Source organism: Delftia sp. JD2 (genome assembly GCF_001682645.1).
In the GTDB taxonomy this organism is placed as follows: domain Bacteria; phylum Pseudomonadota; class Gammaproteobacteria; order Burkholderiales; family Burkholderiaceae_C; genus Comamonas; species Comamonas acidovorans.
Map to the genome: position 1 here is coordinate 70,386 of NZ_LFJT01000014.1, position 14,240 is coordinate 84,625.

Annotated in this window: 11 protein-coding genes; 8 read left to right on the forward strand and 3 right to left on the reverse strand. The window is 65.8% G+C overall.

Going from position 1 to position 14,240, the window contains the following annotated elements; genetic code table 11:
• Positions 1-6: 6 nt before the first annotated feature.
• Positions 7-1,860, reverse strand: coding sequence for an EAL domain-containing protein (locus tag ACM14_RS10135; protein WP_065346079.1), 1,854 nt, complete (start codon positions 1,858-1,860; stop codon positions 7-9).
• A 119-nt stretch (positions 1,861-1,979) separates the two neighbouring features.
• Positions 1,980-2,960, reverse strand: a complete 981-nt coding sequence (locus ACM14_RS10140) for a Ppx/GppA family phosphatase (protein ID WP_065346080.1) — start codon at positions 2,958-2,960, stop codon at positions 1,980-1,982.
• A 212-nt stretch (positions 2,961-3,172) separates the two neighbouring features.
• Between ACM14_RS10140 and ppk1 the strand changes: the two genes are divergently transcribed.
• Complete coding sequence (gene ppk1, locus ACM14_RS10145; RefSeq protein WP_065346081.1) at positions 3,173-5,626, forward strand: polyphosphate kinase 1; 2,454 nt, start codon at positions 3,173-3,175, stop codon at positions 5,624-5,626.
• Positions 5,627-5,694: 68 nt separating this feature from the next.
• Here the strand turns inward: ppk1 and ACM14_RS10150 are convergent, their stop codons facing one another.
• Positions 5,695-7,179, reverse strand: coding sequence for a Ppx/GppA phosphatase family protein (locus ACM14_RS10150; RefSeq protein ID WP_065346082.1), 1,485 nt, complete (start codon positions 7,177-7,179; stop codon positions 5,695-5,697).
• Between the two features lie 245 nt (positions 7,180-7,424).
• On the opposite strand from ACM14_RS10150, the gene pstS reads away from it, so the two are divergent.
• The 7 genes from pstS (at position 7,425) to phoR (ending at position 14,220) form a co-directional block, all read left to right on the forward strand.
• Entirely contained in the window at positions 7,425-8,465 is a 1,041-nt protein-coding gene (gene pstS / locus ACM14_RS10155) for a phosphate ABC transporter substrate-binding protein PstS (RefSeq protein ID WP_012206717.1), read from the forward strand.
• A 171-nt stretch (positions 8,466-8,636) separates the two neighbouring features.
• Positions 8,637-9,575 (forward strand): phosphate ABC transporter permease subunit PstC, encoded by a 939-nt coding sequence (gene pstC / locus ACM14_RS10160; protein WP_012206716.1) that lies wholly within the window; start codon positions 8,637-8,639, stop codon positions 9,573-9,575.
• Positions 9,576-9,592: 17 nt separating this feature from the next.
• Entirely contained in the window at positions 9,593-10,456 is an 864-nt protein-coding gene (pstA, locus tag ACM14_RS10165) for a phosphate ABC transporter permease PstA (protein ID WP_034398840.1), read from the forward strand.
• A gap of 38 nt (positions 10,457-10,494) precedes the next feature.
• On the forward strand, positions 10,495-11,277 hold the full coding sequence (gene pstB / locus ACM14_RS10170) for a phosphate ABC transporter ATP-binding protein PstB (RefSeq protein WP_012206714.1): 783 nt from the start codon (positions 10,495-10,497) through the stop codon (positions 11,275-11,277).
• 13 nt (positions 11,278-11,290) lie between these two features.
• Positions 11,291-11,992 (forward strand): phosphate signaling complex protein PhoU, encoded by a 702-nt coding sequence (phoU, locus tag ACM14_RS10175; RefSeq protein WP_012206713.1) that lies wholly within the window; start codon positions 11,291-11,293, stop codon positions 11,990-11,992.
• Positions 11,993-12,012: 20 nt separating this feature from the next.
• Complete coding sequence (phoB, locus tag ACM14_RS10180) at positions 12,013-12,708, forward strand: phosphate regulon transcriptional regulator PhoB (RefSeq protein WP_012206712.1); 696 nt, start codon at positions 12,013-12,015, stop codon at positions 12,706-12,708.
• 117 nt (positions 12,709-12,825) lie between these two features.
• Positions 12,826-14,220: a phosphate regulon sensor histidine kinase PhoR gene (gene phoR, locus ACM14_RS10185; RefSeq protein ID WP_063325285.1), complete on the forward strand. Its 1,395-nt coding sequence runs from the start codon at positions 12,826-12,828 to the stop codon at positions 14,218-14,220.
• The last annotated feature ends 20 nt before the right edge of the window (positions 14,221-14,240 follow it).

Sequence of the window (14,240 nt, forward strand, 5' to 3'; positions counted from 1 at the left end):
GCCCGGTCAGCCCTGGCTGCGCAAGAAGGACTCCAGCGCCTCTGGTGCCAGCGGGCGGCTGAAATGGTAGCCCTGGGCCTCATCGCAGCCTTGCTCGCGCAGGAACTCCAGCTGTGCCTCGGTCTCCACGCCCTCGGCCGTGGTCTGCATGCCCAGGGCCTGGGCCATGCGGATGATGGCGCTGACAATGGCGCGGTCGTTGCTGTCGTGGTCCAGGTCCTGGATGAAGGACTGGTCGATCTTGAGCTTGTAGATCTGAAAGCGCTTGAGCTGGCTCAGGGATGAATAGCCGGTGCCGAAGTCATCCATGGCCAGGCGCACGCCGTGCTCGCGCAGCCGGTCCATGGTGGCTGTCGCCTGGCGCGGATCATGGATGGCCACGCCCTCGGTCAGCTCCAGCTCCAGAGAATCGGCCGGCAGGTCGCTGTCGAGCAGGATGCGGTTGATGATCTCGGGCAGTTGCTGCTGATGGAACTGGATGGCCGAAAGATTCACGGCCACCTTCAGGTCGCAAAGGCCCGCATTGCGCCAGACCTGCAACTGCTGCATGGCGCTGCGCAGCACCCATTCGCCGATCTGCAGGATCTGGCCGCTGTCCTCGGCCACGGGAATGAACTCGGCCGGTGAGACCGAGCCCAGTTCCGGGTGCTCCCAGCGCAGCAGCGCCTCCACGCTGCGCACACGGCCCGTGCTCAGCGTGATCTGCGGCTGATAGTGCAGATACAGCTGATTGCGCTCCAGCGCCCGGCGCAGCGCGTTCTCCAGCTGCAGGGCGCGCAGGGACTGGGCCTGCATCTGCGGCGTGAAGAAGCGGTAGGTGTTGCGGCCGGCCTGCTTGGCGTGGTACATGGCCGCGTCGGCGGCCTGGGTCAGCGAGTCGATGTCGTGGCCGTCGCGCGGGTACAGCGCAATGCCCATGGACGGCGCAATGGGCAGCTCATGGCGGTCGATCTGGTAGGCCTGGCGCGACGCCTCCTGCAGCTTGCCGGCCACGCGGGCCGCGCCCTGGGCATTGGCGCCGGGCAGCAGCAGCACGAATTCGTCGCCGCCGATGCGGGCCACCGTATCGCGGTCGCGCACGACGGCACGCAGGCGTCGGGCAATCTCCACCAGCAGGGCATCGCCCACGCGATGGCCCAGCGAATCATTGACATGCTTGAAGTGGTCCAGGTCCAGGAACATCACGGCCAGCGGCGTGTCGTTGGCCTTGGCCAGCTCGATGGCGCGGGCACTGCGCTCGGCCAGCAGCGTGCGGTTGGGCAGGCCGGTGAGCGCGTCGTAGTGCGCCATCCAGTAGATGCGTTCCTGGTCCAGCTTGCGGTCGGCAATCTCCCGGTGCAGGTTCTCCACCGTGGCGCTGAGTTCGCGTGTGCGGTCGCGCACCTGCTGCTCCAGCAGTTCGTGGGCCTGGCTCAGGGCCTGCTGGGCACGCAGGCGGTCGTCGATATCGCTCACGATCCAGATCGATCCCTCGCGCGCATCGCCCGGATTGATGAGCCGCCCCGTGAGCTCTCCCCAGAACAGGCTGCCGTCCTTGCGGCGCAGGCGGCGCTGCGTGCGAAAGGACAGGCCGGCGCTCAGCGTGCGGTAGGCCTCGCGCCCCAGGCTGCGCAGCTCATCGCGGCTGGGATGCAGGTGTTCGCTGTTGATGCCCACCAGCGCATGCTCGCCCGCGTAGCCGAAGATGTCGGCGTAGCACTGGTTGCAGCGGACGATGACGCGTTGGCGAATGAAGACGATGCCGACGCCGGCATTGTCGAGCAGGGCCTGCTGCTCGCGCAGGCTGCGTTGCAGGGACGCCGCCATCATCGAAGACGGACGTTCGAGTACAGGGTCGTACGCAATCGTCGGCGCGGACATGGCGAAGCGGTGGGGCGGTAATGAAGGGAGGGTGGGAAGCTTACAAAGTGTAGCACTTGTGCGAAAAACACTCTATCGGCCTTCCCTGACGCAAGCAGGGCCTGGGCCATCATGGGCCGTCACGGGCCGGGTGCAACTTGCCTGCGCCTGTGTTTTCCGGAGGCTTCGGCATCCAGCCGATCGGCCAGCTCATACAGCACGCCATGCCGCAGTGCGCCATGTGTCACGCGCATGCGCTCGATGCCCAGGCTGGAGAAGATCGCCCGCATCACGCTCATGCCGCCGCCGATCATGGGACGCAGTTCTTCCTTGAGCCCGTCCATGTTCACGCGGCTGACATGCCCTGCCCGCAGCAACTGCGCCTGCAGCCAGTCCAGTCCCTGCCGCGTGATCCAGCCGGCCGTGCCATCGGGTGCGTGGGCCAGCACCTTGACGATGGCACCGGCCGTGCCGGAGGACCCATAGGCATGGCTCCACTGCCCGGCGGCAAACCGCGCGGCTTCGGGCGCAATGATGTCGGCCACCGCCGCTTCGGCCTGGGACAGTGCCTGGGCCGACAGTTCTCCATCGGGAAAGTGGCGCAATGCCCAGGTCACGCTGCCGAAGGCGAAGGAGCGTGCCTGCAGCACCTGCCGCTGCTGGCCAAGGCACAGTTCGGTCGATCGGCCACCGATGTCCACCACCAGCCGCCGCTGGGGACCGGGCGGCAGCAACTGGGCGACGCCGCGATAGATCAGGCGTGCTTCTTCCTCGCCGTCGATGACTTCGATGGCGCAGCCCAGGATGCGCTGGCCCTCGTCCAGGAAGATCTGGCGGTTCGATGCTTCTCTCAGCGTCTGCGTGGCCACGGCACGAACGCGGTGGCGGGGCAGGTCGCCCAGGACCTGCGCATAGCGCTCCAGGCAGGCCCAGCCACGCTGCATGGCCTCCAGGCTCAGGGCGCCCTGTGCGTCCAGGGCGCTGCCCAGACGTATGGCTTCCTTGCGGTGGCTGAACAGCTGTACCTTTGCGCCGTCGCTGCGGGCCATGGCCAGCAGGCAGCTGTTGGAGCCAATGTCGATGGCGGCCAGGCGGCTTTCGGGGGGATTGGAAGAGGGCATGCGCGAAAGGCGGACGACGACACGGCTGCGGCAGGTTTGCAGCAGCCAACGCCATCCAGGGGGATGGCAGTGAGCTTAGCACCCTGGCGATACGGCGCGGCCCTCGTGGCTGCGTGACCTCGTCATGACCTTTGCATGACAGCGCCAGCGCAGCCCTTCATTGCCGGAAGTCGCTTGTATGACAGGTGTCATGCGTGGGCGGGATTTATGTCATGAACATGTCACAAATCCGGGGCAGACTGCCCGAATCCCCGGTCCACGGGGTGACTACCGGGTCCTGCACAGGCCGGGCCCCTGCATCCATGCCCCAGACATTCACGCCGATTCCCGCCAGCGCCTCTGCCGCGCCTGCCGAACCAGAACATGAACAGGGGCTGCGCACCATGCCCGCAGGGCCGGCCTCGCTGGGCATGGCCCGCGAGACAGCGCCCATACCCGTCTCTGCACCCTTGAATGTCCCGATGATGCCCCTGGCCAAAAGCCTTTCCACCGCCCTGCTGGAATTGCAGGGCCAGGCGATGCCGGCGTCTGCCCCGGTCTCTGCTGCGGGGCTGGTCGCCGCGGCATACACTGGCCTGTACGCCACAGCCGAAAGCGGTGAAGTGCAAGAGCAACAGCAGCAGCAACAACAGTTTCTGGACCGCGACCATTGCATCCTGGCGTTCAACGAACGCGTGCTGGACTGGGCTGTGCGCGAGGATGTGCCGCTGCTGGAGCGGCTGCGCTACCTGTGCATCGTCTCTTCCAATCTCGACGAATGGTTCGAGGTGCGCTGCGCCCCCCATGTGACGGCGGCCAAGGCCGGCGACGCCAAGGGCCTGTATACGCTGCAGAGCTTTCGCTCGCTGATGGACAAGGCGCATGAGCTGGTATTGCGCCAGTACACGCTGTACAACCAATCGCTGATTCCTGCCTTTGCGGGGCAGGGCATACGCGTGGTCTCCCATGGCGAGCGCAGCAGCGCCCAGCGCAAATGGGTGCGCGAATACTTTCTGCGCGAAGTCCAGCCCCTGCTCATGCCGGTGGGCCTGGACCCATCCCATCCATTTCCCCAGGTGGCCAACAAGGCGCTGAACTTCATCGTGCGCCTCAAGGGTGTCGATGCCTTTGGCCGCGCCAACGAGGTGGCCATCGTCAAGGTCCCGCGCGCCTTGCCTCGCCTGGTGCGCCTGCCGGAGAAGATCGCGGGCAAGCAGCGCCTGTTCGTGAGCATCTCCAGCATCGTGCGCGCCCATCTGGTCGAGCTGTTCCCGGGGCGTGAGGTGGCGGAGTTCGCGCAATTCCGTGTCACCCGCCATTCGGACCTGGCGGTGGATGAGGACGATGTCAGCGACCTGCGCATGGCGCTGCGCCAGGGTCTGCACCACCGCCACTACGGCCAGGCCGTGCGGCTGGAGGTGTCCTTTGCCTGCTCGCCCATGTTGTCCGACCTGCTGCTGGGCCAGTTCGGCCTGCCGACCGAGGCGCTGTTCCGCGTCAAGGGGCCCGTGAACCTGGTGCGCCAGTCGCAGCTGGTCGATCTGGTGGATGACCCCGCGCTGCTGTTCCCGCCGTGGCGGCCGGCATGGCCGCGCCAGCTGCAGCCGGGCCGCTCGGTGATGGCCCAGATCCGCAAGCGTGACGTGCTGATCCACCAGCCTTTCGAGAGCTTCGACGGCGTGCTGGAGCTGCTGCGCGAGGCCGTCAACGACCCCGAGGTGCTGGCCATCAAGCAGACCATCTACCGCACCGGGTCCGACTCCGAAATCATGCAGTTGCTGGCCGAGGCCGTGCGCCGCGGCAAGGAGGTGCTGGCCGTGCTGGAGCTCAAGGCCCGCTTTGACGAAGAGGCCAACATCAACTCCGCCGAGAAGCTGGAGGCCCTGGGCGCCCAGGTGGTCTACGGCGTGCTGGGCCTGAAGACGCACGCCAAGATGCTGCTGATCACGCGCCGCGAAAAGCGCAGCGGGCAGCTCAAGCGCTATGGACACCTGTCCACCGGCAATTACAACGTGCGCACGGCGCGCCTGTACACGGACATCAGCCAACTGACCTGCGATGCGCAGATCACGGCCGATATGGATGCCGTGTTCAGCCACCTGTCCAGCCACAACCGCCTGCCCAAGCTGCACCAGCTGGTGATTGCGCCGTTCCAGCTGCACGACCGCATGCTGGCGCTGATCAACCAGGTGGGCGAGGCGGCGCAGCGCGGCGAAGAGGCGCGCATCGTGCTCAAGATGAATGCGCTGACCGACGAGCTGCTCATGCAGGCCCTGGTGCGTGCCGGCCAGCAGGGCGCGCGCATCGATCTCATCGTGCGCAGTGCCTGCATGCTGCCGCCGCAGCGCAAGGGCTGGACCGACAACATCCGCGTGCGCTCCATCATCGGCCGTTTCCTGGAGCACTCGCGCGTCTTCTACTTTGCCTGGGGCAAGCAGCAGGAGCTGCTGCTGTCCAGCGCCGACTGGATGAACCGCAACATGATGCGCCGGGTGGAACTGGCCTGGCCCGTGCGCGACCCCGTGCTGCGCCAGCAGGTGATAGACGAATGCCTGGTCGCTGGCCTGTATGACAACCGCGATGCCTGGACCCTGGAGGCCAATGGTGCCTACCAGCGTGCACCCTATCCGACCACGGGCCTGGGTGCGCAGCGCGCCTTGATGGAGCGCTACGGGCCCCAGGTCTGAGCTGCGTCACGGCCGGCGGGCCGGCCGCCCCGCGCCATCCCGGCGCAAGCCGAAGCGGGTGGCCGTGCTCAGTGCAGATGCAGCTGCAAGGTCCAGGGCGTCTTCTGCCAGGCCACGGCCTCGGTGCGCAGCAACTGGGCGGACTGGGGATAGCTTTTGGCCCAGCCTTCCGGCACGGTCAGGTGAAAGACGCTGTCCGAGCGATGCAGGCGCATGCCCTGCAGATCGGGGTCACGCCGGGCATGGCACAGCTGCACGGCCAGCCGCAGTGCGAGCAGGGGCCAGGCCACGGCCTGGTCCTCGATGGCGGCTTCCAGCTTGCGCAGCTTGCCCTGGTGGCCGAGCACGAGCTGGGTGATGCGCGCGCGCAGCTCCACAGGCCATGTCGCGGCACCGCAGTGCTCGGTGATGTAGGCGCCGTGCCGGTGGTAGGCGCTCAGTGAGATGCGCATGCCGATCTCGTGCAGGCTGGCGGCCGTGTCCAGTGCATGCGTGGACAGGGCATCGGGCGGTTGTTGTGCGTGCAGCGATTGCCAGGCCCAGCGTGCCACCTTGCGCACGCGCAGCGCATGCGGTGCGTCAATGCCGAAGTCCTGCTGCAGCGCGGCAATTTCGGCTGCCTCGCGGTCGGCGGGGGGCTCGTGCTCCAGCAGGTCGTGCAAAACGCCCTGGCGCAGCGCGCCCTGGGCGACTTCCAGTTCATTGATGCCCAGCAGGCCCAGGGCCGCAATCAGGATGCTCAGGCCTCCGGCGATGACGGCGCGGCGGTCTTCCTTGAGTCCGGCCAGCCGGATGCGGTCCACATGGCCGGCCTCCATCAGCTGCTCATGCAGCCAGCGCAGGCTGTCGGGCGTGATCAGCCCGCCGGAATATCCGTTGGCAGCCAGGATGTCGCCCACGGCGTTGGCCGTGCCTGACGAGGCATAGGCGCAGTCCCATGCAGTGGCCGGGTAGGCCGAGACGGTCTGGGTGAGGGCCGCCTGCGCGGCCTTGATGGCGGCCGAGAAATGTGCGCGCGACAGCGTGCCTTCGCCAAAGAACTGCGTGCTCCAGGCGACGCTGCCTATGGGGTAGGAGGCCACCTGGCGCGCCTCGCCATGCTGGCCGATGATGACTTCGGTCGAGCGGCCGCCAATGTCCACCACCAGGCGCCGCTGCTGCGAGGGCGGCAACAGGCTGGAGACGCCGCGATAGATCAGCCGGGCTTCTTCCTCGCCCGAGATGACCTCGATGGGAAAGCCCAGCAGGGCGCTGCCGCGTGCGATGAAGACATCGCGGTTGCGGGCCTCCCGCAGGGTTTGGGTGGCCACGGCGCGGACCTGGTCGGCAGGAAAGCCGGCCAGTCGCTCGCCAAAGCGTGCCAGGCAGTCCCAGCCGCGTTGCATGGCCTCGTCGGTCAGCTCATGGTGCTCGTTGAGCCCATTGCCCTGGCGCACGGTCTCCTTGAGATATTCCACGCGCTCTATGCGCTGGTGGCTGCCGACGCGGCCTATTTCTAGGCGAAAGCTGTTGGATCCGAGGTCAACGGCGGCGAGCAGGGATTCTGGTGCCATGAAAGAAACGCCAATCAAGATTCGTCGAGCAGGAGTGCGCAGCGGTGCCGGGTGGCAGGGCTGCGCTTGTCTGGTGCCAGCTCGTGCGAGGCACAAGACTAAGACGGAATTGTGACACCGCGATGACCCGGGTCTTACAGACTATGGCCCAGCATTTGTGACGCCTTTTCTCTGTGTCATATCAATGTCACAAAGCCTTCTTACAGTCCAGCCATCGCATCTTTCAACCCCTAAGAGGTCTGTACATGAAGTTGTCTGTGATTCACATTCTGGTGGCTGGTGCTCTGTCTGCGGGCGGTATGGGCCAGGCCCTGGCCCAGCAGGAAGCCACCGGCGCCGGCGCCAGCTTCCCTGCGCCGCTGTACTCGAAGTGGGCCGCCGATTACCACAAGGCCACCGGCGTGAAGATCAACTACCAGTCCGTGGGCTCCAGCGCCGGCATCAAGCAGATCGAAGCCAAGACCGTGGACTTCGGTGCTTCGGACGAGCCGCTCAAGGACGACGAACTGGCCAAGAAGGGCCTGGTGCAATTCCCCACCGTGATCGGCGGCATCGTGCCCGTGGTCAATATCAAGGGCATCCAGCCCGGCCAGCTCAAGCTGACCGGCCAGGTGCTGGGTGACATCTACCTGGGCAAGATCACCAAGTGGAACGACGAGGCCATCAAGGCCCTGAACCCCGGCGTGACCCTGCCTGACGCCACGATCGCTCCCGTGCGCCGTGCTGACGGCTCGGGCACCACCTTCGGCTTCACGAACTACCTGTCCAAGGTCAATGCCGAGTGGAAGGAAAAGGTTGGCGAAGGCAAGGCCGTGAACTGGCCCACGGGTGCCGGCGGCAAGGGCAATGAAGGCGTGGCCGCCTTCGTGGGCCGCCTGCCCAACTCCATCGGCTACGTCGAGTACGCCTATGTCAAGCAAAACAAGCTGACCTACACGCAGCTGCAGACCGCTGGCGGCGCCTTCGTGTCGCCCGACGACGCCACCTTCAAGGCCGCTGCAGCCGGTGCCGACTGGGCCAAGAGCTTCTACCAGATCCTGACCAACCAGCCCGGCAAGGATGCATGGCCCATCACCTCGGCCACGTTCATCATCATGCACAAGGCCCAGGACAAGCCCGCACAGGCCGCTGCCTCGCTGAAGTTCTTCGAGTGGGCCTACAAGTCCGGCGACAAGACCGCCACCGACCTGGACTACGTGCCCATGCCTGACGCCGTCAAGAACGTGATCTTCCAATCCTGGGGTCAAGTCAAGGACGCCTCGGGTACTGCGATTTCCCTGAAGTAAACCCTGAAAAGGGGCCGTGGCGCACCGCCGGCAGGTGCATCATGGCCCCCCTGATCTCCCCACAAACCGCGAATAAAGGCGCCTCACGTGTCCACAACGTCGCCCTCGAACTCGCTGGCAGCCTCCGCACAGGCTTCCCAGCGACGCACACCTTCTCCGCTACGCCCCCCGATGCTGTCGGGGCGCGTGGCGGATCGCTTGTTTGGCGCTCTCGCGCGTCTGGCCGCGCTGCTGACGCTGGGCCTGCTGCTGGCCATCCTGGCTTCGCTGCTGGTCGGCGCCTGGCCCGCCATCTATGAATACGGCCTGAGCTTTCTGGGCCGCAGCGTCTGGGACCCCGTTCGCAACGAATATGGCGGCCTGGTCATGATTTACGGCACGCTGGCCACTTCGGCCATCGCGTTGCTGATTGCGGTGCCCGTGAGCTTTGGCATCGCCCTGTTCCTCACCGAGCTGTCGCCCGCCTGGCTCAAGCGCCCGCTGGGCACCGCCGTCGAGCTGCTGGCCGCCGTGCCCTCCATCGTCTACGGCATGTGGGGCCTGATGGTCTTCGGTCCCGTGCTCTCCACCTATGTGCAGCAGCCGCTGCAAAAGCTGTTTCAGGGCGTTCCTTATCTGGAAGCCTTCGTGTCCGGCCCGCCCGTGGGCATCGGCATCCTGTCGGCCGGCATCATCCTGGCCATCATGATCATCCCCTTCATCGCCTCGGTGATGCGCGATGTGTTCGAAGTCACGCCGGCCCTGCTCAAGGAGTCGGCCTACGGCCTGGGCTCCACGACCTGGGAAGTGGTCTGGAAGGTCGTGCTGCCCTACACCAAGACCGGCGTGCTCGGTGGCGTGATGCTGGGTCTGGGCCGTGCGCTGGGCGAGACCATGGCCGTCACCTTCGTGATCGGCAACATGAACCAGCTCAACTCGCTGTCTGTCTTCGAGGCTGCCAACAGCATCACCTCGGCGCTGGCCAACGAGTTTGCCGAAGCGGGCGAAGGCCTGCACCAGGCTTCGCTGATCTATCTGGGCCTGGTGCTGTTCTTCATCACGTTCGTGGTGCTGGCCTGCTCCAAGGTGCTGCTCAACCGTCTGCAGAAGAATGAAGGAGCCCGCTCGTGAGCAGCACCTCCACCAAGATGATCAATGCCGCCGAACTGACGCGTGTGCGCCAGGCCAAGTACGCCAAGCGCAAGCGCGTGAACCAGGTGGCGCTGACCCTGTCGCTGGCTGCCATGGCCTTCGGCGTGTTCTGGCTGGTCTGGATCCTGTGGGAAACCATCACGCTGGGTATCGGCGGCCTGAGCCTGGCGCTGTTCAGCGAAATGACGCCTCCGCCCAATGAGGCGGGCGGCATTGCCAACGCCATCTTCGGCTCGCTGATCATGGTGGCGCTGGCCACCTTCGTCGGCACGCCCATCGGCGTGATGGCCGGTGTCTACCTGGCCGAATACGATGCGCGCGGCTGGCTGGCCAATACCACGCGCTTCGTCAACGACATCCTGCTGTCGGCGCCTTCCATCGTGATCGGCCTGTTCGTCTACACCGTGGTCGTGGCGCGCTTCAAGAGCTTTTCCGGCTACGCGGGCGTGGTGGCGCTGGCGCTGATCGTGATTCCCGTGGTCATCCGCACCACCGAGAACATGCTGGTGCTGGTGCCTGCCAGCCTGCGCGAAGCGGCCTATGCACTGGGCACGCCCAAGTGGAAGGTCATCATTATGGTGACGCTGCGTGCAGCGCGTGCCGGCGTGATCACCGGCGTGCTGCTGGCCGTGGCCCGCATTGCCGGGGAAACCGCTCCGCTGCTGTTCACGGCGCTGAACAACCAGTTCTGGAATGCCGACCTGTCCAAGCCCATGGCCAGCCTGCCGGTGACGATCTTCAAGTTCGCGATGAGCCCTTACGAGAATTGGCAGCAACTGGCCTGGGCCGGCGTGTTCCTGATCACCGTGGCGGTGCTCGGTCTCAATATCCTGGCGCGGTTCCTGACCCGCCAGAAGTAATGCAGCAATAAGCAATCAACAAGGACAAGGATCACGCAATGACTGCGACCTCTTCCACCGCGCTGAACTCCTCCAAGCTGACGGTTCGCGACCTGAACTTCTACTACGGCAAGTTCCACGCCCTCAAGGGCATCAACCTGGACATCCCCGAAAAGAAGGTCACGGCCTTCATCGGCCCGTCGGGCTGCGGCAAGTCCACGCTGCTGCGCACCTTCAACCGCATGTTCGAGCTGTACCCCGAGCAGCGCGCCGAAGGCCAGATCATGCTGGACGGCGAGAACCTGCTGACCAGCAAGCAGGACGTGGCGCTGATCCGCGCCAAGGTGGGCATGGTCTTCCAGAAGCCCACGCCGTTTCCCATGTCCATCTACGACAACATCGCCTTCGGCGTGAAGCTGTTTGAAAACCTCAGCTCCTCCGATATGGACGACCGTGTGGAATGGGCACTGCGCAAGGCGGCCCTGTGGGGCGAGGTCAAGGACAAGCTGCAGCAAAGCGGCTCGGGACTGTCCGGCGGCCAGCAGCAGCGCCTGTGCATCGCGCGCGGCATTGCCATCAAGCCCGAAGTGCTGCTGCTCGACGAGCCCTGCTCGGCCCTGGACCCGATCTCCACGGCCAAGATCGAGGAGCTGATTGCCGAGCTGAAGAACGACTACACCGTCGTCATCGTGACGCACAACATGCAGCAGGCAGCGCGCTGCAGCGACTACACGGCCTACATGTACCTGGGCGATCTGGTGGAATTCGGAGACACCGAGCAGATGTTCTTCAAGCCCCAGCGCAAGGAAACGGAAGACTACATCACAGGCCGCTTCGGCTGAGCAGGAGCAATCGATGAACGAAAAACACCTTTCCAGCCAGTTCGACAGCGAACTCAACCGCGTCTCTGCGCGCGTCATGGAGCTCGGCGGCCTGGTCGAGTCCCAGATCCGCCAGGCGGTCTATGCGCTGTCGCGCTTCAGCATCGAGGCCGTGGAGCAGGTCGATGCCGCGGAAAAGCGCGTCAACGCCATGGAAGTGGAGATCGACCACGAGCTCTCGTCCATCATCGCCCGGCGCCAGCCCACGGCGCGCGACCTGCGCCTGCTGATCGCCTTCTCCAAGGCGACGGCCAATCTGGAGCGCATGGGTGACGAAGCGCACAAGATGGCGCGGATGGTCAAGTCCATCATCGAAAGCGGTGCTGCGCGCTCCCTGCCCACGGGCGACCTGCGCACGGCGGCCGAGATGGCCTCGGGCCTGCTGCGCAAGACGCTGGATGCCTTTGCGCGCCTGGACACCAAGGCTGCCGTGGCCATCCTCAAGGAAGATGATCTGATCGACCAGGAGTTCGACGGCTTCGTGCGCAAGCTCATCACCTACATGATGGAAGACCCGCGCACCATCTCGGCCAGCCTGGACCTGCTGTTCCTGGCCAAGGCCATCGAGCGCATCGGCGACCATTCCAAGAATGTGGCCGAGCTGATCATCTATCTGGTGGAGGGCAAGGATGTCCGTCACCAGACCATGGATGCCATTGAGTCGGCAGTGCTGTAAGTGCCGGAGGCGAACAACGGATGAAGAAGATGCCCATGGTCCTCATCGTCGAGGACGAGCCCGCCATCGCGGAGCTGATCGCTGTCAACCTGCGGCACAACGGCTTCCAGCCGGTCTGGGCCGAGGATGGCGTGACGGCTCAGCGCGAGCTGGATGCCGTGCTGCCCGACGTGATCCTGCTTGACTGGATGCTGCCCGGCGCCAGCGGCCTGTCCCTGGCGCGCAAATGGCGCGCGGACAGCCGCACCAAGGCCGTGCCCATTCTGATGCTCACGGCGCGCGGCGATGAACCCGACAAGGTGGCGGGGCTCGATGCGGGCGCCGATGACTACATCACCAAGCCCTTCTCGACCCAGGAGCTGCTCGCGCGCATCCGTGCCGTGCTGCGGCGCCGTGCGCCCGAGCAGATTCAGGACAAGGTCAATATCGGCGAGCTGGTGCTCGATGCCGCCGCGCACCGCGTGAGCTGGCAGGGCGACATGATCAAGGTGGGCCCCACCGAGTTCAAGCTGCTGCACTACCTGATGAAGCACCCCGAGCGCGTGCACAGCCGTGCCCAGTTGCTGGACAAGGTCTGGGGCGATCACGTCTTCATCGAGGAGCGCACGGTGGACGTGCACGTCAAGCGGCTGCGCGAGGCGCTGGGCATGGCCGGGGCATTGATTGAAACGGTACGCGGCGCCGGCTACCGGCTCAGCGCGCAGGCGCTGGCCTGAGGCCTTTTTTCCGCATGAATCCACGCATGGCCTTCACGGGTCATGCCAGGGCGCCGCTGCCCCGGGCAGCGAATACAACGCAAAGAAGGCGCAAGTATGGGTTGGCGAGGTTTTCGCTTGTTGGCGTCCCAGATCGCGGGCGCATTGCTGGGCTGGTGGCTCTGGGGCGTCATGTCCGCCTCCAGCCCCGGCATGGCCGCCCAGGCCGTGGCGGCACTGACGGGGGCGCTGTGCGCGGGCTGGATCTGGTGGCTGGTGGACAGCTGGAACGCCATGCGCCTGCTGTCCTGGCTGCGCCAGTCGGAGCTGCGGGAGGCGCCCGAGCTCAGCGGCATCTGGGGGGAAGCCAGCGTGCGCATGCGCCGGTGGCTGCGCCAGAGCGTGCAGCAGGTGCAGCAGGGCGATCAGCGCCTCAACGACATTCTTTCCGCCCTGCAGGCCAGCCCCAATGGCGTGGTCCTGCTGGACGCCGATGGGCGCATCGAATGGTGCAACCAGATCGCGGCGCGGCAGTTCGGCTTCGATGCCGAACGCGACCTGCTGCAAAGCATTGGCAACCTGGTGCGCGACCCCGAGTTCAGCGCCTATTTCGCCACCCAGGATTTCTCACGCGACCTGGTCATGCAGGGCCGCGAAAGCACGGCCTCGCGGCCCGTCAAGCTGTCGGTGCAGCTGTATGGCTATGGCGAAGGGCGCAAGCTGCTGCTGGCGCGCGATGTCACCGCGGTGGAGCAGGCCGAGGCCATGCGCCGAGACTTCGTGGCCAATGTCTCGCATGAAATCCGCACGCCGCTGACCGTGCTCGTGGGCTTTGTGGAGACGCTGCAGAACCTGCCGCTGGAGCCCGAGGAGCGCAACCGCTACCTGGGACTGATGGCCCAGCAGGCCGAGCGCATGCAGCATCTGGTGGAAGACCTGCTGGCGCTGTCGCGCCTGGAGGGCAGCCCCTTGCCCAGCAGCAACGAATGGGTGCCCGTGGCCCAGCTGATGCAGCGCTGCGAGAACGAGGCGCGCGGCCTGTCTTCCATGCTCACGCGCAAGCAATCCCTGCCGCATGCGCTGAGCTTTCCGTCGGCCGAGATGCTGGCGCAGGCCGGTGAGGTGGCCGGCGCCAGCGCCGAGCTGCAAAGCGCTTTCTCCAACCTGCTGGCCAACGCCATGCGCTACACGCCGGCAGGCGGGCGCATCGAGGTGACCTGGGAGAGCCTGCCTGATGGATCGGCACGCTTTGCCGTGCAGGACTCCGGGCCAGGCATCGAACCCAAGCACCTGGCGCGTCTGACAGAACGCTTTTACCGTGTGGACCGCAGCCGTTCGCGCGACACCGGCGGCACGGGCCTGGGCCTGGCCATCGTCAAGCATGTGCTGCAGCGCCATGGCGCTAAGCTGGGCATCACCAGCGCGCCGGGCCAGGGGTCGGAGTTTTCCGTGACCTTTCCGGCCAGCCGTGTCCGCATCGCGGCCCCAGGCGCACGCGAAGTCGGCGAGGCCCGCGAAAGCCGCGCCGCATAGGCGTGTCCCCGTGTGAACGG

Coding starts and splice junctions, on each gene's coding strand:
- ACM14_RS10135 (WP_065346079.1), bottom strand. CDS start 1,860: ATGTCCGCGCCGACGATTGCGTACGACCCTGTACTCGAACGTCCGTCT.
- ACM14_RS10140 (WP_065346080.1), bottom strand. CDS start 2,960: ATGCCCTCTTCCAATCCCCCCGAAAGCCGCCTGGCCGCCATCGACATT.
- ppk1 (WP_065346081.1), top strand. CDS start 3,173: ATGAACATGTCACAAATCCGGGGCAGACTGCCCGAATCCCCGGTCCAC.
- ACM14_RS10150 (WP_065346082.1), bottom strand. CDS start 7,179: ATGGCACCAGAATCCCTGCTCGCCGCCGTTGACCTCGGATCCAACAGC.
- pstS (WP_012206717.1), top strand. CDS start 7,425: ATGAAGTTGTCTGTGATTCACATTCTGGTGGCTGGTGCTCTGTCTGCG.
- pstC (WP_012206716.1), top strand. CDS start 8,637: ATGCTGTCGGGGCGCGTGGCGGATCGCTTGTTTGGCGCTCTCGCGCGT.
- pstA (WP_034398840.1), top strand. CDS start 9,593: ATGATCAATGCCGCCGAACTGACGCGTGTGCGCCAGGCCAAGTACGCC.
- pstB (WP_012206714.1), top strand. CDS start 10,495: ATGACTGCGACCTCTTCCACCGCGCTGAACTCCTCCAAGCTGACGGTT.
- phoU (WP_012206713.1), top strand. CDS start 11,291: ATGAACGAAAAACACCTTTCCAGCCAGTTCGACAGCGAACTCAACCGC.
- phoB (WP_012206712.1), top strand. CDS start 12,013: ATGAAGAAGATGCCCATGGTCCTCATCGTCGAGGACGAGCCCGCCATC.